We start from the raw sequence: 21,767 nt of genomic DNA on the forward strand, positions 1-21,767 counted from the left end.
CGCCTTCGTCAAATCATTGCTGTGCATCTTTGCGCGGCTGGCGCAGCACTTCATTAATCTGCGGCTTATCAACCGGGCCCGTAATACGGTAACGCAGAATAGAGACTTTACTCCACAGCGGCCCCAGCACTTTACTGGCTGCAAACACCGCCGCGCCGATAATCGGGTTCACCACGAATGCCGTCGCAACACCGACGGTTGCAGAGATCTCTGGCGCAACCACGGCCTCCATATCCAGCTCGCGGCGAACGAGATCCACCGACCCTTTCATGGCAATATCGGCTTCCAGGCCATCCACCAGCGTGTCGTCAGTGTGCAGCACACCATCTTTGATCCAGGCAGTACTGCGGATGGAATCATAGTAGAAACCTTCGCTGAAGGTATCGCTGAAATCGAAGCGCAGCTTACGCAGCAGCGCGTCAAAGCTCAGCAGGCGCAGGATCTGCCCGGCATGACCGGTACTGACATCTGCAATTTCCCCTTTGCCAAAGTTAGTTTTCAGGATGCCGTTCAGAGAGGCTTCGTCTGGTTTCCACGGCGCAGCACGCCAGTGCAAATCATAGTTAACGTCAAACGAGGAGCCACGCAGCGGGGTACTGATACCAAAGAAGTTGGCCGCTGCATCCAGTTTGTTCCCCTTAATTTGCCCCTTGAGGGATGTACGCTGCTCGCCTGGGTTATTTACCCATTCGCCTTCTGCTGTCAGGCGTCCAAAACCAGTATCCACCAGACCACCGGAAAGACTCAACGTATTTCCCTGTATCGCTAAATCACCGTCGATACGGCCATACTTTTGTCCCCACAGCCAGCACTCGGCGCAACGCAGTTGCAGATCGGGCCAGCCGCTGAAATCCACATGCGCAGTGCTGCTGAACGGCGACGCGTTTGCTGACTGATCTTTCCCGGGCGCGGTCGCCGGGTTGTAGTAGAGATAGCGGATCGCCGCTTGCCACGGCGCATTATTACGCAGGGTGAGTGTGCCGTTGATCTCCCGGCCCTGCGCTTCGACTTTCGAGCCCGTCGCCGTGGGCTGTGAAACAATGCTCAGGTTATTCCACTGCTGTCCGGCCATGGTCAGCGCCGGGGTGCGCAGGGTAACGGTTTGCGGGAACTGCGCTGCATCGTCAACATTTTGCCCGATGCCTTGCTGGAGCAGGGCCAGCCATTCAGCGCCATCCATCGGCGGTAAATTCAGCTCGATTCCTGATTGTTCCGGCAATGGCGGGATTGTGCGGCTGTCCGTGGTCCAGATAGCTTTATCAAGCGTAAGCTTGCGGTTCAGCAGCCAGCGGCTATTAAAGTGGTTCGTGCCGTTCGCATTACCAGTCAGCTCAAAGCTGTTCAGGTTGCCATCCACGTTAAGCTTCACTGGCAGTGACTGGCCGGCTTTCTTATCCAGCGGCGCCGGAAGGTCACTGCTGATGTTTTTAAGGTCGCCGGTAATATCGACTTTATACCGCGCACTAGCGTGATATGGCAGATCAATGGCAACCTTACCATTCCAGGACACAGCGCCGTTAATGGCGCCCGCAATCGGCTTTGGCAACACGTCCATACGGGAAGGCTGCCAGCTGGCGTCCAAATTGACGGCCACCTGATAGGCTTTTTCACCCTCTGTGGTCGAAAAATCGATGTTAACCGGCTGATTGAACCAGCTCGCCTTCAGCGGGTCACTCTTCAGATTGCCGTTTTCAAAGCTGAACTGCCCGGTGAGGTTTTTCAGGGTGCTATTAAGCGGTTTGATAAAGAGGCTATTGTTATTGAGCCGGACGTCGCCTTTGGCGGTGGTCATCTTCCCGTCCAGCGGGATATCCAGATGTAAGCGAGCATTCACATCGCCATCAAGCTGCAACTCCTGAAGGGTAGCAGCCAGGGACTCTTTCAGCGGCGTCTCTTCAAAGTACGGACCAACGGCTTTGCCTGGGCCATTGATATCCGCATCAATGAGCAGTTTTTCTTTCGAATAGTCCGGTATGTTCGCCGTCAGGTTGCTGGCGGTCACGCCCCCGAGCCCAACACTTGCCGACTTCATCCACAGCCCGTCATTGAGGAAGTTAAGCTCAATATCGAGGTTTTTCAGCGCAGGCCAGTTTGGCTGGAAGGCAAAGGTGGCGTTGTGCAAAGGCACCAGCACCTGGAACTGCCCTTCATTATGCTTGTACGGGAAAAGGTGCGGGTTGCCGCCATACACCAGCGTGGCGTTATCCGCCTGGCCGCCCTGAATCGCGCCGCTCAGGTAATCCACCAGCTCTTTACCCATCAGGTTTTCCGGGAAGTAGCGCCAGGCCTGAGAGCCATCGTCAGTGCTAATGCCTGCCAGGATGCCGAGCCAGGGTTCATCTCCCTCCGGCTGCAAATAACGGAAGCCACCGCGGGCATGAACCCCTTTGGCTTTCACATCAATGTTGCGCCCATCCAGCTGGAAGCCTTTATCATTTTTGAGCCAGTTGAGTGTAGCGGTGCCCTTTTCTATCTCCAGCGGGGCGCGGAATACCGTTTCGTATGGCATTTTGGCGTCGGTCATTTCTGCCGTCAGCCTGCCGTCCTCAACGCTGCCTTCCAGCTTGCCGCTAAAGTGCTGCGCGCCTGGCAGCAGTTTCCACTGTTTCCAGGCCAGGTCTTTCCAGGTCGCCTGGAAGCGGGTTTTTTCTGTGGCCTGTAATGGGATATCCAGCGCCAGCGTCTCTATCTGCCCGCTTGGTTGTGTTGCCAGCCAGATGTCACCCAAATCAGGAGAGAGTTTGCCCGCCATTGAACGCAGCCCTTCAACTGCGGCCAAATCCAGGTTGCTGGCACGAATGCGTAGCTCATCGCTACGTTTACCACTTGTCCCGCCAACATCCTGCTCAGGGATCCAGGCCAGCGCCAGCTCGCCACGCGGCCAGGGTTTGTTGTCCATGGTGATGCGCGTATCCGGGATTGCAAATTGCCAGCCGTTCTGTACTTTGGTGATGTGTGCGGTCAGGTTATCAACGGAAAGCTGATGCTGCTGGTTTTCCCCTTTCCAGCTCCCGCCCCCCTGCTTTAGCCAGATATCGCCGCTGGCGAATTCGCCTTTGGTCAGCGTCATCCAGCCTTCCAGGCTAAAACGGGCGGTTTCCAGCTGCATGTTTTGCTGTAACCAGTCGCCAAGCCAGGGCTTCACATCCACATCATCGGCTTGCAGCCAGACCTTGCCATTGTTCAGCAGACCATTGTCATCTCGCAGATCCATACGCACCTGCATCACGCCATGCTGCCCGTTCAGACTGGAAAGATTAACCTGCCCTTCAGCGCGATGCCGGTCTTTGCCGTTAAGCCAGGTCAGCTGCGGAATGGCCAGCTCTGCGCGCTGGCCGGAGAGCGTGATAAAGCTCACTTCGCTGTCGCGCAAATCGAAATGATCGAACTGACGCAGGAAGAGATCGCTTATCCGGTTGGTTTCAATACCCTGGCTACTGTCGTCGCTGCGCAGCGGCGTGTTGGTCAGAAACTGGAGCTGATAAAAGGTGAGATCGCGAAACTGCCAGCGAAGGTGCAGCAAGCTTTGCCACACATCCAGCGCCAGAGTCACACGTTTGATTTTCAGATAGCCGCCATCTTTCAGGCTGGCATTGATATCCCGCACATCGAGCGTCGGGCCGAAGTTTTGCCAGTTGGCACTAACCTGGCTCACATCCACCGGCACGCCGGTGGAGGATTCGATTTTCGCCAGCACCTGCGGGCGCCAGCTGTCCAGATGCGGTAAAACGAGGCGCAGCCCGCTCACGAGCAACGCGACAATCACAACAAGCGTTGCCCCTGTAAGCAGTAAAATCCCCGGCAATCGCCTCACGCATCTCTCCTTGTCAGCCTTTGGTCTCGCAGCGTACTGCGTCTTACATCATGACGACGTCAAACTGCTCCTGGTTATAGAGCGGCTCGATTTGCACTTTAACCTGTTTGCCGACAAAGATTTCCACTTCCGCCAGCGCGTGCGACTCTTCGCCTTTGAGGGCCTCAGCCACCGCAGGGGAAGCATAGACCAGAAAACGGTCAGAGTCGTAGGCGTGATGGACACGAACAACTTCACGCATGATTTCGTAACAGACAGTCTCCACCGTCTTTACGGTGCCACGGCCATGACAGGTCGGGCATTCATTACACAGCACGTGCTCTACGCTTTCGCGGGTACGCTTACGCGTCATTTCCACCAGACCCAGCTGCGAGAAGCCGTTGATACTGGTTTTCACGCGATCTTTACTCAGCGCCTGCTCCAGCGAGTGCAGTACGCGACGGCGGTGATCTTCATTATTCATATCGATAAAGTCGATGATGATAATGCCGCCCAGATTCCGCAGACGAAGCTGGCGCGCGATGGCCTGCGTCGCTTCGATGTTGGTATTGAAAATGGTGTCGTCCAGATTACGATGGCCAACAAAAGCCCCGGTATTGATATCCACCGTGGTCATGGCTTCGGTCTGATCGATAATCAGATAACCGCCCGATTTCAGCTCAACCTTGCGCTCAAGCGCGCGCTGGATCTCGTTCTCTACGTCATAGAGATCGAAAATCGGCTGGCGGCCGGAGTAGTGCTCCAGCAGACCGGGCATTTCCGGGATATATTCGGCGGTAAACTCCAGTAGCGCTTCATACGTCAGGCGGGAGTCAACACGAATTCTGTCGAGCTGCGCATCGGCAAAGTCACGCAATACGCGCTGAGCGAGCGCCAGTTCGCCATACAACTGGTAACGGGTCTGGTTGCGTTTTTTACGCTCCATCACCTTGGTCCAGACGCGCTTCAGGTAGGCCGCATCAGACGCCAGATCCTCTTCGCTGATCCCTTCCGCCGCAGTACGGATGATAAATCCGCCCTGCTCGTCGCAGTACGCGCTCACTACTTTTTTCAGGCGTTCACGTTCGCTTTCGCTCTCAATGCGCTGTGAAACGCCAACGTGCGAAGCACCCGGCATAAAGACCAGATAACGGGAAGGAAGCGTGATGTCGGTCGTCAGACGTGCGCCTTTGGTGCCCAGGGGATCTTTCACCACCTGCACCATCAGATCCTGGCCCTGACGCACCAGCTCGGAGATGTCGCGGACGGCAAACTGTTTTTGCTCTTCGCCTGCCACGCACTCGGTGTGCGGCATGATATCGGAGGCATGTAAAAATGCCGCCTTATCCAGTCCAATATCTACAAAAGCCGCCTGCATGCCCGGTAGTACACGACTGACACGACCTTTGTAGATATTGCCTACTATTCCGCGCCGCGCTTCACGCTCAATATGAATTTCCTGAAGAATGCCACCATCAATGTAGGCCACACGGGTTTCCGATGGCGTTACGTTTACCAACAATTCAGCCGTCATAATTATCCCTTCCCTCACGCAGTGAGTTAAAATTGCTCAGCAACTCATACGTTTCCACCAGCGGTAAGCCGACCACGGCGTGATAGCTGCCATTAATCTTCCTGACAAAACAGCCACCCAACCCTTGAATACCGTATGCACCTGCTTTATCCATTGGTTCGCCGCTGGCGATATACGCGGCGATCTCATCGTCGGTAAGCACTCTGAACGTGACGTCCGTAACCACCAGGCAATCCAGTACGTCCTGGCTATCAGCCAGTGCCACTGCGGTCATCACCTGGTGTGTTTGCCCGGACATCTTGCGCAGCATCCGCGCCGCATGTTCTGCGTCACGGGGTTTCTCAAGGACTTCACCATTAAGAATAACGATGGTATCTGCCCCCAGCACCGGTAAGTCACGCGGCACAAGCGCCACACCAGCACGCGCTTTTTCACGAGCCAGACGAGAAACGTACTGCTGGGCGCTTTCACCCTCAGCACGTTTTTCTTCAATACCGGTAACGATGCGTTCAAAGGAGACGCCCAACTGAGTGAGCAACTCCTGACGACGCGGTGAACCAGAGGCAAGATATACAGACGTCATAGAAACCTTTTATTGCACGGCAAACTGCTGGCGAACTTTACGCATCAGCAGGAACAGCCACGGCCAGAGCACACCATTCACTACACTACTCCAGAACACTTCCGGTCGGAAAGAGACATTGATCACTAAAAACTCTGCCCAGAAAACAACGATATCCGCAGCAAGCGACAACAACATCACCACCAGCGCCTGTTGCCAGAGCGCGAGGTTACGAAAGAGCTGGAATTTGAGTGCGACGAGGTACGCAATAATGCTCATGGATAAGGCGCGCACGCCAAGCGTAGAGCCACTAATGAGATCCAGTATGGCACCCATCACAAAACCTGTGCCGACATTTACGCGGTGCGGCAGGGCAAGGATCCAGTAGAGCAAAATGAGCAATACCCAGTTTGGCCGGAAGACGAGGATGTCGTCCGGCCAGGGCATAATTTGCAGCAATAGTGCAATGAGAAACGAGAGCCAGATAACCCAGCGTCCCTGGCTACGATAACTTGCCACTACTGCCCTCCCTGGGAGAGTCGCGGTGGCGGTGGCGCATCCGGTAGAGGCTGCGTTAATCCCGTAGCAGGCGCAGGGACTGGCGCAGGTGGCCCCATAGAGTCAGCCGGCGGAAGCACCTGCGGCATCATTTGCATCAGGCGCTCATTCGCAACACGGTGAACCTCTTCCGGGGTCATTGGGTTAGTGCCGTTACGATCGGCCCCCCACAGCAGCAGCAAATAGCGCAGACGCTGTAAACCTGCCGTTGGACGAGCCTGAATCACGGTGTAAGCACGCTGGGTATCAAGCTTCACAGACGAGACAACCCCAACCGGATAACCTTCAGGGAAGCGTCCGCCAAGGCCGGATGTCACCAGCACATCACCCACACGAATATCCGTGTTGGCTGGCAGGTGTTCCAGTTGCAGATCGTCCGTACAGCCGTTGCCGGCCGCAATCACACGGATGTCGTTACGCAGTACCTGAATCGGCAGTGCATGGGTTGCATCGCAAATCAGCAGGACGCGGCTGGTCAATTTCGCGACCGCCACAACCTGGCCGACAACGCCTTTATCACTGATTACAGGCTGGCCTTCATAAACCCCGTTGACGCTGCCTTTGTCGATCACCACCTGATCGCTGTAAGGATCGTTCACGGTGGAGATGACCTGGGTCACCATTTTCTGCTCGTCCTGACGCAGCGGCGAGCCAAGCAGTTCACGCAGACGCGCGTTTTCCTGCTTATATTGGCCAAGCATCAGCAGCTCGCTATTTTTCAGCAGCAGTTCCTGACGTAACGCCCGGTTTTCAAGTTCGAGCTGGTCGCGTGAAGACAACGTTTGAGAAACGGAGTCGAGTAATTCACGGGGACCATTTGATACAAAGTAGAAAGGACTGACGGCGGTATCCATGTACGTTCTGATTTGGCTGAACGTACCGAGGCGGCTATCGGCAATAATGACACCAAGCGCCACCAGAACCGCCAGGATCAGGCGAAACTGTAGCGATGGGCCACGGCTAAAAATTGGCTTCATAGGCTATGCGTATTCTCGCGTCAGAGAGAAAGGGTAGCAATTTGCTACCCTTTCACAACCGACTACTCTTCGCTGAACAAGTCGCCGCCGTGCATGTCGATCATTTCCAGCGCCTTGCCACCACCACGGGCGACGCAAGTCAGTGGATCTTCTGCAACTACGACAGGAATACCTGTCTCTTCCATTAACAGGCGGTCGAGGTTACGCAGCAGCGCACCACCACCGGTCAGCACCATACCGCGCTCAGAGATATCAGAAGCCAGTTCTGGTGGGCACTGCTCCAGAGCAACCATTACCGCGCTCACGATACCGGTCAGCGGCTCTTGCAGCGCTTCCAGGATTTCGTTGGAGTTCAGGGTAAAGCCTCGTGGAACGCCTTCAGCCAGGTTACGACCACGAACTTCGATTTCGCGAACTTCGTCACCCGGGTAAGCAGAACCGATTTCGTGCTTGATACGCTCTGCGGTGGCTTCACCGATCAGAGAGCCGTAGTTACGGCGCACATAATTAATAATGGCTTCGTCGAAGCGGTCACCACCGATACGTACGGAAGAGGAGTAAACCACGCCGTTCAGGGAGATAACGGCCACTTCAGTGGTACCACCACCGATATCAACCACCATAGAACCGGTCGCTTCAGACACAGGCAGACCCGCACCGATTGCCGCAGCCATTGGCTCTTCAATCAGGAACACTTCACGCGCACCAGCACCCTGAGCGGATTCACGGATTGCACGACGTTCTACCTGAGTTGCACCAACGGGCACACACACCAGAACACGCGGGCTTGGACGCATGAAGCTGTTGCTGTGAACCTGCTTGATGAAGTGCTGAAGCATTTTTTCAGTCACGAAGAAGTCAGCAATAACACCGTCTTTCATTGGGCGGATCGCGGCGATGTTGCCTGGGGTACGACCCAGCATCTGCTTCGCATCATGACCAACAGCAGCCACGCTTTTTGGCGAGCCGGCACGGTCCTGACGAATGGCCACAACGGAAGGCTCATTCAATACGATGCCTTGTCCTTTTACATAAATAAGGGTATTCGCGGTACCCAGGTCAATGGACAGGTCATTGGAAAACATGCCACGAAATTTTTTCAACATACTAAGGGATAATCCTGAAAGCTGGGGCGGAAAACAAAATCCGCTTACTTTACCAACCACACGCAGCAGCGACAAGGCGCAAAAATCGTCTGCTACGGTGAAAATTAGTGCAGTACGTTTCCTTTGTTACAAATTCATCCCCTGAGTCCCTCAGGGCTGAGTAAACAGTAGCGTCCCTCACTTTCATTTGTAACCAGTCAAAGGTCGTTCACTGGCTTTTGCTCGTCAAACTCAAAGCTACAGGCGCGATATTCTACGTGAAAACAAATTAAACGGCAGGTCAAACAGAGTATCTTTGCAAATATTTTTTCACATTGGTGTCAAGCGGCTGAGAGGACGCAAAAAAATCACCCTGACCACCCACAACACCGCGCTCTGTCAACATCTGCCATTCGCTTCGTGATCGCACGCCGGTGGCAAATACTTGTGTTCGCGTTCCCTTGCACGCTTCAACCAGGCTCTGAACCAACAGCTGGTTTTCCGTGCGTTTTTCGATATTCCTTACCAGCCCTGGATGAAGTTTCAATAATTCAACATCCAGTTCCTTGATCCAGCTGGTGCTGACCAGCGTCAAGCCCGCCTGCGTGACCGCCACACGAGCGCCGAGCGCATTCATCAAACGTACCATCGGGCGTAACCGGCTGATGTGTTGACCTACATCCGCCTCAGCAAGTTCAAAAATAATGCGTTTGCGTTGCGATTTTTCGCATTGCATTAATATATCGCGTAGCCAGCGCTGAAAACGCGGGCGAATTAAAGACTCGACGGTGACCTGTAATGCCAGGTTTTCCTCTGGCCAGAAAGATAAGAAGGGAATAAGCCGCGTAATCTGCTGGCGGTCGTACTCTTCTGATAGCCCAAATTGCAACACAATCGGCAGATACTCTGCGGAAATCACCTCTTCCGTTCCGTCGAAAATACGGCACATCAGTTCACGATGATGCACATGGCCATTTTTCATCACCGCAGGTTTTTGATAAATACGTGGCCCGCCGCGACTCAGCATTTGCTCAATCAGCGTTCGCCAGCGCACATTCCCGCGCCCTTTCTCCGGCAGCGAGTCATCATATACCGCCCACCCGTTTGCCCCTTGCAACACGGCGTTGCGGGTGGCTGCTTCCGCATGTTCCATGACCTGTTCAGTCGACTGGCCGCCGCGCCAGGCACAGATACCAATGTGTACCATGTCATCCCTGTCGAGCATTTTGCTTTGTGGCAATGCATCGACGGCTTTAAGCAGTTGACCTGCAATGCTTTCAGATTCTTTTAGCGTACGGTGAGGCAACAGCACGGCAAAATCGCTGCGGTGATAGCGCGCCAGCAGAGAGCCAGGATAGCGCATAATAAAGGTCGACAGCAGGTTAATAAGGATAAAGAGATTGTCTTCCGCCACGGCCCGTCCCCAGTTGTCCCGCAGCAGATCAAAATCGGGCAGGCGGATCATCATCACGACCCCGTGCGTTCCTACTTTTTCAGGATCGTCCAGCAGCGTAGCCAACTGATTATCAAAGAAGAGACGGTTATTCAGGCCGGTTTTATTGTCCTGCGCGGCGTAGGACCGAATCAGTGTATCCATACGACTGCGCTGATCGCTGGCAAACTGGATTTCCGAAAGCAGCACGTCCAGGGCGCTGCTGGTACGCGTCGGCCATTCGTAAATTGACCCGCGAACCTGCGGCCCACGTTCGCCATTTAAAATGCGTACCGAGCGGTTTTCCAGCAGCTCCTGCCCTGAAAGCTGACGACGCTGCCAGCGCACGGCCAGAAAAATCAGCAGCACAATAAACCCCACCGCCAGAGTAAGCGGTGCGGTGGTCATTAAAGAGCGGAAGTAATTTGCCATCGGATCCTGGTAAGCCAGTTTGATGGTCATACCTGGATTTTTGAGCGAATGAACCGTCACTTCACGATACTGGTTCATCATGCCTGCCGGACGGTAGCTTCCCTGCCGGGCGTGGCTGAAGACGAGCGAATTCCCCTGGCGGATGTCTATCTGAACGATATCAACCGGCACCATAATTTCATCCAGTTCACGGGACAGTGCTGGCAACGGCGTGGTCACCAGACGCGTATCAATGACGGATGCAACAGACTGGACCCGATTAACCAGCTTGTCCTGAATGGCGTTATAAAAGCTCAGGGAACAGCCGATGAGGGTGACAAAGATGGTGAGTCCCGTCAGCAGCGTGATAAAAGCCGAGAATTTCGTCGTTAATCGCATCCTTGAGATTACTCCGTGGGTTGATGGGGTAGCGAGTAAGCGCTAACTTGCATTTCAAATGCGGCATACTACCAAACCTGGTGTTTCTGGCAATTTATTGCGTTAAATCGGCATTGGCTTTCAATGAGCGAGTATAGTCTTCAGAAAATTTTTTCCAATCATCATACGTAGTGAGGACCCTGTATGCAGGCTTTGATCTTAGAACAGCAGGACGGCAAAACGCTTGCCTCGGTGCAAACCATTGAAGAGAGCCGTCTGCCGGAGGGTGAAGTAACCGTCGACATCGACTGGTCCAGCCTGAATTATAAGGATGCGCTGGCCATTACGGGCAAAGGCAAAATCATTCGTAATTTCCCGATGGTTCCAGGTATCGATTTTGCCGGGCGTGTGCATACGAGCGAAGATCCACGCTTCCACCCAGGACAGCAAGTATTGCTCACCGGCTGGGGGGTTGGCGAAAACCACTGGGGAGGTCTGGCAGCTCAGGCCCGGGTGAAAGGTGACTGGCTGGTGCCTATGCCGAAAGGCCTGGATGGGCGTAAAGCGATGATCATTGGTACCGCAGGCTTTACCGCCATGCTTTGCGTGATGGCGCTGGAAGATGCAGGTATTCGTCCTGAGTCAGGTGAAATCGTTGTCACCGGGGCCAGCGGTGGCGTGGGCAGTACCGCCGTGGCTCTGCTGCATAAATTAGGCTATCAGGTTGCTGCCGTATCTGGACGCGAAAGCACGCACGACTACCTGCGCCAGCTGGGTGCTAACCGGATCCTGGGACGTGACGAATTTGCCGAAACCCGTCCGCTGGAAAAACAGATCTGGGCTGGTGCAGTCGATACCGTGGGCGACAAAGTGCTGGCAAAAGTGCTGGCGCAAATGAACTACGGCGGTTGCGTAGCCGCCTGCGGTCTGGCGGGTGGATTTACCCTGCCAACCACCGTAATGCCGTTTATTCTGCGTAATGTGCGTTTACAGGGGGTGGATTCCGTCATGACCCCTGCGGCGCGTCGTGCAGAAGCCTGGGAACGCTTGTCTCGTGACCTGCCAGAATCATTCTACGCCCAGAGTGCAACGGAAATTAGCCTTAGCCAGGCACCGGAATATGCCGGTAAGATCATGGACAACCAGTTCCACGGCCGCGCGCTGGTGAAAATTGTCTAATCTTCAAATTTTCGTGACATATTCGCGCTAACCCTTCTCCTCCGTCATGCTTAGAAAAACGCATGACGGAGGATGCCATGAAAACCAAAAAACTGACGGAAGCCGACGTAACGTCCGAGTCTGTCTTTATGTTACAGCGCCGCCAGATCCTGAAAATGCTTGGCATCAGCGCAACCGCCCTGACGCTCTCACCGGCAGCCCATGCCGACCTGCTTGACTGGTTTAAAGGCAACGATCGCCCGAAAGCCCCTTCCGGCGCGCCACTCACCTTTACCAAACCAGCCGAATGGCAAAACAAACTCGCTTTAACGCCCGAAGACAAAGTCACTGGTTACAATAACTTCTACGAGTTTGGTCTTGATAAGGCCGACCCGGCGGCCAACGCTGGCGGAATGAAAACCGATCCCTGGACGCTGAAAATTGACGGTGAGGTCGCGAAGCCCCTGACCCTGGATCATCACGACCTGACCACCCGTTTCCCGCTGGAAGAGCGCATCTACCGTATGCGCTGTGTCGAAGCCTGGTCAATGGTCGTGCCCTGGGTGGGGTTCCCGCTGCATAAGCTACTGGAGATGGTAGAACCCACCAGCAATGCAAAATATGTCGCTTTTCAGACGCTCTACTCCCCGGATGAGATGCCCGGCCAGAAGGACCGGTTTATCGGCGGTGGGCTGGATTATCCTTATGTAGAAGGGTTGCGCCTCGATGAGGCCATGCACCCGCTCACCCTGCTTACGGTGGGTGTGTACGGTAAAGCTCTCCCGCCACAAAACGGCGCACCTGTTCGCTTAACCGTGCCGTGGAAATACGGATTTAAAGGGATTAAATCGATTGTCAGTATTAAGCTCACACGCGAGCGCCCTCCTACCACCTGGAATCTGGCCGCGCCCGATGAGTACGGTTTTTTTGCCAATGTGAATCCGCATGTGGATCACCCGCGCTGGTCGCAGGCTACAGAACGTTTTATCGGCTCAGGCGGCGCACTGGATGTTAAGCGTCAGCCAACGCTGCTGTTTAACGGCTACGCCGATGAGGTCGCTTCTCTGTATCGCGGCATGAATTTACGGGAGAATTTTTAAGTGCGTTTAAGCGTAAAACAGATAACCTGGCTCAAGGTCATTTTGCACTTAGCGGGATTGCTTCCATTTATCTGGCTGTTTTGGGCAGCCAGTCACGGGTACTTCAGCGCCGACCCGGCAAAGGATATTCAACACTTTACCGGTAGGATGGCTCTGAAATTTCTGCTGGCCACCTTGCTGGTTTCCCCTTTAGCGCGCTACGCTAAACAGCCATTATTGATACGTACCCGTCGGCTTTTAGGGCTATGGTGTTTTGCCTGGGCGACGCTACACCTCACCAGCTATGCGCTGCTTGAGCTGGGTATTAACAATCTGGCATTGTTGGGTCGTGAGCTGGTTACGCGTCCTTATCTGACGTTAGGTATCGTCAGCTGGCTGATTTTACTGGCACTGACGCTGACTTCGACGCAATATGCGCAGCGAAAACTGGGCAAGCGTTGGCAACTGCTGCACAACTTCGTCTATCTTGTCGCGATCCTCGCCCCCATACATTACCTGTGGTCAGTGAAGATTTTATCCCCGCAACCCATCATCTACGCACTGCTGGCCCTGGCGCTTTTAGCGTGGCGTTACAAGAAGTTCCGCCAGTGGATGAGATAGTTCGCCAAACTGTGCGTTTTCCCGCAGATTACTTATCCGCCGCGACTCTTTTTCGGATAGCGGTTGATAATCTTCCCTGATAAGACCAGTATTTAGCTGCCAAATGCTACGAAATCGTTATAATGTGCGACCTTGGTTTTCCTGACAGGGGTTTTAGGCCTCTGAAAAGGTGACAATCGCGCATCGAAGGTATATTTTGTTTTTTACCGGAGAATCGCAGGAGATAGCAGCACAATGGCTGACAAGTTCCAGATCTTAGTTTTGAACGGACCGAACTTAAACATGCTCGGCACCCGTGAGCCAGAGAAGTACGGCACGCTGACATTGAGTGAAATTGTTAACCGTCTTGGGACGGAAGCAGCCTCGTTGAATGTGGATTTGGATCATTTTCAGTCAAACGCGGAGTACGCACTCATCGACCGTATTCATCAGGCTAAAGACAATGTGGACTATATCCTGATCAATCCGGCCGCGTTTACGCACACCAGTGTTGCTATCCGTGACGCGCTGCTCGCGGTGAGTATCCCGTTCATCGAGATCCACCTGAGCAACGTACATGCGCGGGAGCCGTTCCGTCACCATTCGTATCTGTCGGATATCGCCGCTGGCGTTATCTGCGGACTTGGTGCGGACGGTTATTCATACGCTTTACAGACAGCGGTAAAACGCTTGTCACAATCACACTAAACAAGAGTACGGAACCCACTCATGGATATTCGTAAGATTAAAAAACTGATCGAGCTGGTTGAAGAATCAGGCATCTCCGAACTGGAAATTTCTGAAGGCGAAGAGTCTGTACGCATCAGCCGTGCAGCCCCAGCCGCTAGCTTCCCGGTAATGCAGCAAGCATACGCTGCGCCGATGATGCAGCAGCCAGCCCTTTCTAACGCAGTTGCGCCGGCAGCAGAAGCGCCAGCAGCGGCGGCAGCAGAAATCAGTGGTCACATCGTACGTTCCCCAATGGTTGGTACTTTCTACCGCACCCCGAGCCCAGACGCGAAAGCGTTCATCGAAATCGGTCAGAAGGTCAATGTAGGCGATACCCTGTGCATCGTTGAAGCCATGAAAATGATGAACCAGATCGAAGCAGACAAATCAGGTACTGTGAAAGCGATTCTGGTCGAAAGTGGTCAGCCGGTTGAATTCGACGAGCCGCTGGTCGTCATCGAGTAACGAGGCGAACATGCTGGATAAAATTGTTATCGCCAACCGCGGCGAGATTGCTCTGCGTATTCTTCGTGCCTGTAAAGAACTGGGCATCAAGACTGTCGCTGTGCACTCAAGCGCGGATCGCGATTTAAAACACGTATTGCTGGCGGATGAGACGGTCTGTATTGGCCCGGCTCCGTCCGTAAAAAGCTATCTGAACATCCCGGCTATCATCAGTGCCGCTGAAATCACCGGCGCGGTGGCAATTCATCCGGGTTATGGTTTCCTCTCTGAGAACGCCAACTTTGCTGAGCAGGTTGAACGCTCTGGCTTCATCTTCATCGGCCCGAAAGCCGACACCATTCGCCTTATGGGTGACAAAGTGTCTGCGATCACGGCGATGAAAAAAGCCGGTGTTCCAACCGTACCAGGTTCTGACGGCCCTCTGACCGACGACATGGATGCTAACCGTGCTCATGCTAAACGCATTGGCTACCCGGTTATCATCAAAGCGTCCGGCGGCGGCGGCGGTCGCGGGATGCGCGTTGTGCGCGGCGATGCCGAACTGGCGCAGTCCATCTCCATGACCAAAGCTGAAGCGAAAGCCGCGTTCAGCAATGACATGGTGTACATGGAAAAATACCTGGAAAACCCACGTCACATCGAAATTCAGGTGCTGGCAGACGGTCAGGGTAACGCTATCTATCTGGCAGAACGTGACTGCTCTATGCAGCGTCGTCACCAGAAAGTCGTTGAAGAAGCACCAGCGCCGGGTATTACCCCGGAACTGCGTCGTTACATCGGCGAGCGTTGCTCTAAAGCCTGTGTGGATATCGGATATCGCGGTGCAGGTACTTTTGAGTTCCTGTTCGAAAACGGCGAGTTCTATTTCATCGAAATGAACACCCGTATTCAGGTAGAACACCCGGTTACCGAAATGATCACCGGTGTTGACCTGATCAAAGAACAGCTGCGTATTGCAGCTGGTCAGCCACTGTCCATCAAACAGGAAGAAGTTGTGGTCAAAGGCCATGCGGTAGAATGCCGTATCAACGCCGAAGACCCGAACACCTTCCTGCCAAGCCCGGGTAAAATCACGCGTTTCCACGCGCCGGGTGGTTTTGGTGTGCGTTGGGAGTCTCATATCTACGCCGGTTACACCGTACCGCCGTACTATGACTCAATGATCGGTAAGCTGATTTGTTACGGCGAAAACCGTGACGTGGCAATTGCCCGCATGAAAAACGCCCTGCAAGAACTTATCATCGACGGTATCAAAACCAACGTTGACTTGCAGATGCGTATCATGAGCGACGAGCACTTCCAGAATGGTGGAACTAACATCCACTATCTGGAGAAAAAACTCGGTATGCACGAGAAGTAAGACTGCATCGACGCTAAAAGGCCGGATTATCCGGCCTTTTTTATTTCTGGGGATCCGAAAGCCCCATCATGTACAATCCCCGCTTTCTTCATCCACAAGGGACGACAAATGGACACGCGTTTTGTTCAGGCCCATAAAGAGGCGCGCTGGGCGCTGTGGCTGACCCTTCTCTATCTTGCAGCATGGTTAGTGACTGCTTACTTACCTGATTCTGCTATTGGCATTACCGGCCTTCCGCACTGGTTTGAAATGGCCTGCCTGCTGTTACCGTTGGTTTTTATTGTGTTGTGCTGGGCAATGGTGAAATTTATCTATCGTGATATTCCGCTGGAGGACGATGATGCAGCTTGAGGTTATTCTGCCCCTTATCGCTTACCTGCTGGTGGTGTTTGGTCTGTCGGTTTATGCCATGCGTAAAAGAACGACAGGCACCTTCCTGAACGAGTATTTCCTCGGTAGCCGCTCGATGGGTGGCGTCGTGCTGGCCATGACGCTCACGGCTACCTACATCAGCGCCAGCTCGTTTATTGGCGGGCCGGGAGCTGCCTATAAATACGGGTTAGGCTGGGTGCTGTTAGCGATGATTCAGCTTCCTGCCGTCTGGCTCTCTCTGGGCATACTCGGCAAAAAGTTTGCCATCCTTGCACGTCGTTATAATGCCGTAACGCTCAACGATATGCTGTTTGCCCGCTACCAGAGCCGCTTACTGGTATGGCTGGCGAGCTTAAGCCTGCTGGTCGCCTTTGTTGGTGCGATGACGGTGCAATTTATCGGTGGTGCGCGTCTGCTGGAAACCGCAGCGGGTATTCCCTACGAAACGGGGCTTATCATCTTCGGGGTCAGCATTGCGCTCTATACCGCCTTTGGCGGGTTCCGTGCCAGCGTGCTGAACGATACGATGCAGGGCATGGTCATGCTCATCGGTACGATTGTTCTGCTGGTGGGTATCGTTCATGCCGCAGGTGGCCTGAGCCATGCTGTTGAAACTCTGGAAGCGATCGATCCGAAACTGGTCTCGCCGCAGGGGGCGGATGATATCCTTTCTCCGACATTCATGACCTCCTTCTGGGTGCTGGTCTGCTTTGGGGTGATTGGCCTGCCGCATACCGCCGTACGTTGTATCTCTTATAAGGACAGTAAGGCGGTTCATAAAGGCATCATCATTGGCACCATTGTGGTTGCCATCCTGATGTTTGGAATGCATCTGGCAGGTGCATTAGGCCGCGCTGTGATTCCGGATCTCACCGTGCCGGATCTGGTGATCCCGACATTAATGGTCAAAGTTCTGCCGCCGTTTGCCGCCGGGATTTTCCTTGCCGCACCGATGGCCGCCATCATGTCGACAATCAACGCCCAATTGCTGCAAAGTTCCGCTACGATCATTAAAGATCTCTATCTGAGCGTGCGTCCCGAGCAGGTCACCAATGAAACTCGCTTAAAACGCATGTCGGCCCTGATAACACTGGTGCTGGGAGCGCTGTTGTTATTAGCCGCCTGGCGTCCGCCAGAGATGATCATCTGGCTCAACCTGCTTGCGTTTGGCGGCCTGGAAGCCGTGTTCCTGTGGCCACTGGTTCTGGGGCTGTACTGGGAGCGGGCAAATGCCGCTGGCGCATTAAGCGGTATGATTGTCGGGGGAGTGCTGTATGCCGTCCTGGCAACATTTAAAATTCAGTACCTGGGCTTCCATCCGATTGTGCCTTCGCTACTGTTAAGTTTGCTGGCGTTTGTGGTGGGTAACCGTTTTGGTCAACCTGTGCCACAGGCCGCCGTAATTTCTACTGATAAATAAAGAGTTTGCCATGCCGTGGATCCAACTAAAACTGAACACAACCGGCGCTAACGCCGAAGAGCTGAGCGATGCGCTGATGGAAGCCGGTTCGGTTTCTATCACCTTCCAGGACACGCATGACACCCCGGTGTTTGAGCCGCTGCCTGGCGAAACACGCCTGTGGGGCGACACTGACGTTATCGGCCTGTTCGACGCAGAAACCGACATGAAAGAGGTGGTCGCTGTCCTGGAAAACCACCCGCTGTTGGGTGAAGGCTTTGTGCACAAGATTGAGCAACTGGAAGACAAAGACTGGGAGCGCGAGTGGATGGATAACTTCCATCCGATGCAGTTCGGTAAACGTCTTTGGATCTGCCCAAGCTGGCGCGACGTGCCGGATGAAAACGCGGTTAACGTGATGCTTGATCCGGGTCTGGCGTTTGGTACGGGTACACACCCGACAACGTCACTGTGCCTGCAATGGCTGGACGGTCTGGATCTGGAAGGAAAAACAGTGATCGACTTCGGTTGCGGATCCGGGATCCTCGCCATCGCGGCACTGAAACTGGGCGCAGCAAAAGCCATCGGGATCGATATCGATCCGCAGGCGATTCAGGCCAGCCGTGATAACGCTGAACGCAACGGCGTATCAGACCGTCTTGAACTGTATCTGCCAGACGCTCAGCCAGAGGTCATGAAAGCCGATGTGGTGGTCGCCAACATCCTGGCTGGCCCATTACGCGAACTGGCCCCGTTAATCAGCGTACTGCCCGTTGAGGGGGGTCTGCTGGGCCTTTCGGGAATACTGGCAAGCCAGGCCGACAGCGTCTGTGAAGCTTATGCCGACCTCTTTGCGCTTGACCCGGTGGTCGAGAAAGAGGAATGGTGCCGTATTACAGGACGTAAAAAATAAGTTTTTGGCGTGGTCATCTGACCACGCCTTTCCCTTCTGATTTTCCTCTCATCCCCTGCCATTCTTCGTTAAAATAACCACACAAATCATAGTAATAATTATTGATTTGGATAATAAAATTCACAGGAAGAATACTATGACTCACTTTACTGGCAAGGCAGCGCTGCTGGCGCTAAGCATTATCTCGTTCTCAGCATCTGCGTCTCACTGGGGCTATGAAGGAGAAGGCGCACCAGAGCATTGGGCGGAACTGGACGACGCATACAAAACCTGTAAAAACGGGGTTAACCAGTCTCCCGTTAACATCGATACCACCGCCAAAGCCCACCTCTCTCCTTTGCAAACGCATTACAGCGAAGGGCCTGTCTCTCTGACGAATAATGGACATACCATTCAGGCGGGTGAAAAGGCCGGAACACATGACAGTATCACCCTCGATAAACAGAGCTGGATCCTGCAACAGTTCCATTTCCATGCCCCAAGCGAAAACACAGTGCATGGCAAAAAATACGCGATGGAAATGCATCTGGTGCACAAAAATGCCGAGGGGGAACTGGTGGTAGTCGCCGTGATGTTTGATCAAGGCGCAGCTAACTCAGAGCTGGAAAAACTGTGGGCCGTGATGCCAGGACAAGCCGACCAGAACGTTAGCATTACGTCGAACCTCAATCTGAATAAATTACTGCCAACCGATAAAACGTTCTGGCGTTTTAGCGGTTCGCTGACCACTCCACCTTGCTCTGAGGGCGTCACCTGGGTTGTCCTCAAACACCCACTGACCCTTTCTACAGAACAACTGGAGAAATTCACCCATACCATGCATCACGATAATAACCGCCCGGTACAGTCACTTCATGGCCGCGTCATTGTCGAATAACGTGCATTTTTTGCGCTAAGATCATGTTCTAAATTGCGACGTAGATCGCATAGAACCGGGATAATCCGCTGCAAAAAACAGCAGATTATCCCGCTTAAGTGATACCTTTATTCAGAAATGATGAGAAGTTACGGGAAATTGTAAGAGACGATAAAATAACCGTTATCGCATAACATAATGATTTAAATCATGAATAATTTTTACCACAGGCCCTGAGCGGCGATTCATTGATCTACAACAGTGGATTGTTCAAAGTTTGGCCTTTCATCTCGTGCAAAAAATGCGTAATATACGCCGCCTTGCAGTCACAGTATGGTCATTTCTTAACTCATGCGCATCGGACACCACCAGCTCAGAAATCGCCTGATCGCAGCACCTATGGCAGGTATTACCGACCGACCATTCAGGACGCTGTGCTACGAGATGGGAGCAGGATTAACCGTATCCGAGATGATGTCGTCTAACCCGCAAGTGTGGGAAAGCGATAAGTCCCGCCTGCGGATGGTGCACATAGATGAACCAGGTATTCGTACCGTGCAAATTGCCGGAAGCGTGCCTGAAGAGATGGCAGATGCCGCGCGTATTAACGTGGAAAGTGGCGCCCAGATTATTGATATCAATATGGGTTGCCCGGCCAAAAAGGTGAATCGCAAGCTTGCAGGTTCAGCCCTTCTGCAATACCCCGACCAGGTGAAGTCAATCCTGGAGGCGGTTGTCAGCGCGGTGGACGTTCCTGTTACGCTGAAGATTCGCACGGGTTGGTCGCCGGATCACCGTAACTGTGTAGAGATTGCCCAACTGGCCGAAGACTGTGGCATTCAGGCCCTGACCATTCATGGACGCACTCGCGCCTGTTTGTTCAACGGTGAAGCTGAATACGACAGCATTCGGGCAGTTAAGCAGAAAGTTTCCATTCCGATTATCGCGAATGGCGACATAACTGACCCGCTTAAAGCCAGAGCTGTGCTCGACTATACGGGAGCTGATGCTCTGATGATAGGACGTGCCGCTCAGGGAAGACCCTGGATCTTTCGGGAAATCCAGCATTATCTGGACACTGGAGAGCTGCTTGCTCCACTGCCTCTGGCAGAGATTAAGCGCTTGCTTTGTTCGCATGTTCGGGAATTGCATGACTTTTACGGTCAGGCAAAAGGGTACCGAATTGCGCGTAAACACGTATCCTGGTATCTCCAGGAGCACGCTCCGAATGACCAGTTTCGGCGCACATTCAACGCCATAGAGGATGCCAGCGTACAGCTGGAGGCGTTGGAGGCATACTTCGAAAATCTTGCGTAATGAAATAAAGAGCTGACAGAACTATGTTCGAACAACGCGTAAATTCTGACGTACTGACCGTTTCCACCGTTAACTCTCAGGATCAGGTAACTCAAAAGCCCCTGCGTGACTCGGTTAAACAGGCACTGAAGAACTATTTTGCTCAACTGAACGGTCAGGATGTTAATGACCTGTATGAGCTGGTATTGGCTGAAGTTGAACAGCCACTGTTGGACATGGTGATGCAATACACCCGCGGTAACCAAACCCGCGCTGCGCTGATGATGGGTATCAACCGTGGTACTCTGCGTAAGAAACTGAAAAAATACGGCATGAACTGATACTAGTCAGTTAAATGCTTGTTTAAAAAGGCGCTCTTCGGCATGGGGAAGCGCCTTTTTTATTGCCGCTCACATTTAGCGTCAATGCTTTGTAAACCTTCACATTTCCCACTTTTCAACATCTACTTTTCGTGTATATTTCCACCACCTTAACGGCCTCTCTTTTCCCGGAATGTCACAATGATTCGTAAATACTGGTGGCTGGTTGTCTTTGCTGTCTCCGTTTTCATTTTCGATGCGCTACTGATGCAGTGGATTGAACTGATGAGCACCGAAACCGATAAGTGCCGCAATATGAATTCTGTGAACCCGTTAAAGCTCGTGAATTGTTCCGATCTCGATTAAGCGTCAGACACTGCACACCCTGCTATCACTCAATAATTGAAGGGATTTAAATCCCTTTGAGTCATTACCTGACGGTGATAATGTCTCAGCCCTTCTAAACCTCTCTTGCTAAACTTCTCACAAC

Annotated in this window: 20 protein-coding genes; 13 read left to right on the plus strand and 7 right to left on the minus strand. The window is 53.3% G+C overall.

The features are described 5' to 3' along the window. Nucleotides 1–13: 13 nt before the first annotated feature. From yhdP to csrD, 7 genes are all read right to left on the minus strand, one after another. Nucleotides 14–3,814, minus strand: coding sequence for an AsmA2 domain-containing protein YhdP (gene yhdP / locus ACS603_RS20205; protein ID WP_474944781.1), 3,801 nt, complete (start codon nt 3,812–3,814; stop codon nt 14–16). Between the two features lie 43 nt (nt 3,815–3,857). After that, entirely contained in the window at nt 3,858–5,327 is a 1,470-nt protein-coding gene (rng, locus tag ACS603_RS20210) for a ribonuclease G (RefSeq protein ID WP_014071995.1), read from the minus strand. Continuing rightward, nucleotides 5,317–5,910, minus strand: a complete 594-nt coding sequence (locus ACS603_RS20215; RefSeq protein ID WP_014071996.1) for a Maf family protein — start codon at nt 5,908–5,910, stop codon at nt 5,317–5,319. The genes rng and ACS603_RS20215 overlap by 11 nt, the downstream gene beginning before the upstream one ends. A gap of 9 nt (nt 5,911–5,919) precedes the next feature. Continuing rightward, nucleotides 5,920–6,408, minus strand: coding sequence for a rod shape-determining protein MreD (gene mreD / locus ACS603_RS20220; RefSeq protein ID WP_014071997.1), 489 nt, complete (start codon nt 6,406–6,408; stop codon nt 5,920–5,922). Beyond that, nucleotides 6,408–7,424 carry a rod shape-determining protein MreC gene (mreC, locus tag ACS603_RS20225; protein WP_182062716.1) on the minus strand — a complete coding sequence of 339 codons (1,017 nt, stop codon included), beginning with the start codon at nt 7,422–7,424 and terminating at the stop codon, nt 6,408–6,410. Before mreC ends, mreD begins: the two co-directional genes overlap by 1 nt. A 62-nt stretch (nt 7,425–7,486) precedes the next feature. Beyond that, on the minus strand, nt 7,487–8,530 hold the full coding sequence (mreB, locus tag ACS603_RS20230) for a rod shape-determining protein MreB (RefSeq protein ID WP_000913396.1): 1,044 nt from the start codon (nt 8,528–8,530) through the stop codon (nt 7,487–7,489). A 280-nt stretch (nt 8,531–8,810) separates the two neighbouring features. Next, nucleotides 8,811–10,751 carry an RNase E specificity factor CsrD gene (gene csrD, locus ACS603_RS20235; protein ID WP_182062717.1) on the minus strand — a complete coding sequence of 647 codons (1,941 nt, stop codon included), beginning with the start codon at nt 10,749–10,751 and terminating at the stop codon, nt 8,811–8,813. A gap of 183 nt (nt 10,752–10,934) precedes the next feature. On the opposite strand from csrD, the gene acuI reads away from it, so the two are divergent. The 13 genes from acuI to ACS603_RS20300 all read left to right on the plus strand — a co-directional run bounded on the left by acuI (nt 10,935) and on the right by ACS603_RS20300 (nt 21,643). Beyond that, entirely contained in the window at nt 10,935–11,909 is a 975-nt protein-coding gene (gene acuI, locus ACS603_RS20240) for an acrylyl-CoA reductase (NADPH) (RefSeq protein WP_182062718.1), read from the plus strand. A 77-nt stretch (nt 11,910–11,986) separates the two neighbouring features. After that, entirely contained in the window at nt 11,987–12,988 is a 1,002-nt protein-coding gene (gene msrP / locus ACS603_RS20245; protein WP_315686992.1) for a protein-methionine-sulfoxide reductase catalytic subunit MsrP, read from the plus strand. Beyond that, entirely contained in the window at nt 12,989–13,588 is a 600-nt protein-coding gene (gene msrQ, locus ACS603_RS20250) for a protein-methionine-sulfoxide reductase heme-binding subunit MsrQ (protein WP_315686993.1), read from the plus strand. It begins immediately after the preceding gene. A gap of 234 nt (nt 13,589–13,822) precedes the next feature. Then, nucleotides 13,823–14,275: a type II 3-dehydroquinate dehydratase gene (gene aroQ / locus ACS603_RS20255; RefSeq protein ID WP_025756653.1), complete on the plus strand. Its 453-nt coding sequence runs from the start codon at nt 13,823–13,825 to the stop codon at nt 14,273–14,275. Nucleotides 14,276–14,296: 21 nt separating this feature from the next. Next, entirely contained in the window at nt 14,297–14,761 is a 465-nt protein-coding gene (gene accB / locus ACS603_RS20260; RefSeq protein WP_315686995.1) for an acetyl-CoA carboxylase biotin carboxyl carrier protein, read from the plus strand. A 10-nt stretch (nt 14,762–14,771) separates the two neighbouring features. Next, nucleotides 14,772–16,121, plus strand: a complete 1,350-nt coding sequence (accC, locus tag ACS603_RS20265; protein ID WP_182062722.1) for an acetyl-CoA carboxylase biotin carboxylase subunit — start codon at nt 14,772–14,774, stop codon at nt 16,119–16,121. Between the two features lie 108 nt (nt 16,122–16,229). After that, on the plus strand, nt 16,230–16,472 hold the full coding sequence (locus tag ACS603_RS20270; protein WP_182062723.1) for a YhdT family protein: 243 nt from the start codon (nt 16,230–16,232) through the stop codon (nt 16,470–16,472). Then, nucleotides 16,462–17,913, plus strand: a complete 1,452-nt coding sequence (panF, locus tag ACS603_RS20275; protein WP_182063481.1) for a sodium/pantothenate symporter — start codon at nt 16,462–16,464, stop codon at nt 17,911–17,913. Before ACS603_RS20270 ends, panF begins: the two co-directional genes overlap by 11 nt. Nucleotides 17,914–17,923: 10 nt before the next feature. Then, a complete protein-coding gene (gene prmA / locus ACS603_RS20280; protein ID WP_182062724.1) occupies nt 17,924–18,805 on the plus strand; it encodes a 50S ribosomal protein L11 methyltransferase in 882 nt (293 codons plus the stop codon). A 136-nt stretch (nt 18,806–18,941) separates the two neighbouring features. Then, complete coding sequence (locus ACS603_RS20285; RefSeq protein ID WP_315686996.1) at nt 18,942–19,682, plus strand: carbonic anhydrase; 741 nt, start codon at nt 18,942–18,944, stop codon at nt 19,680–19,682. 330 nt (nt 19,683–20,012) lie between these two features. Further along, complete coding sequence (gene dusB / locus ACS603_RS20290; RefSeq protein WP_014072010.1) at nt 20,013–20,978, plus strand: tRNA dihydrouridine synthase DusB; 966 nt, start codon at nt 20,013–20,015, stop codon at nt 20,976–20,978. Between the two features lie 23 nt (nt 20,979–21,001). Then, complete coding sequence (gene fis, locus ACS603_RS20295; protein WP_000462905.1) at nt 21,002–21,298, plus strand: DNA-binding transcriptional regulator Fis; 297 nt, start codon at nt 21,002–21,004, stop codon at nt 21,296–21,298. A gap of 180 nt (nt 21,299–21,478) precedes the next feature. Then, nucleotides 21,479–21,643 (plus strand): DUF2556 family protein, encoded by a 165-nt coding sequence (locus tag ACS603_RS20300; RefSeq protein WP_014072033.1) that lies wholly within the window; start codon nt 21,479–21,481, stop codon nt 21,641–21,643. The last annotated feature ends 124 nt before the right edge of the window (nt 21,644–21,767 follow it).

This window comes from Enterobacter sp. Li2LvB3, from assembly GCF_056156645.1.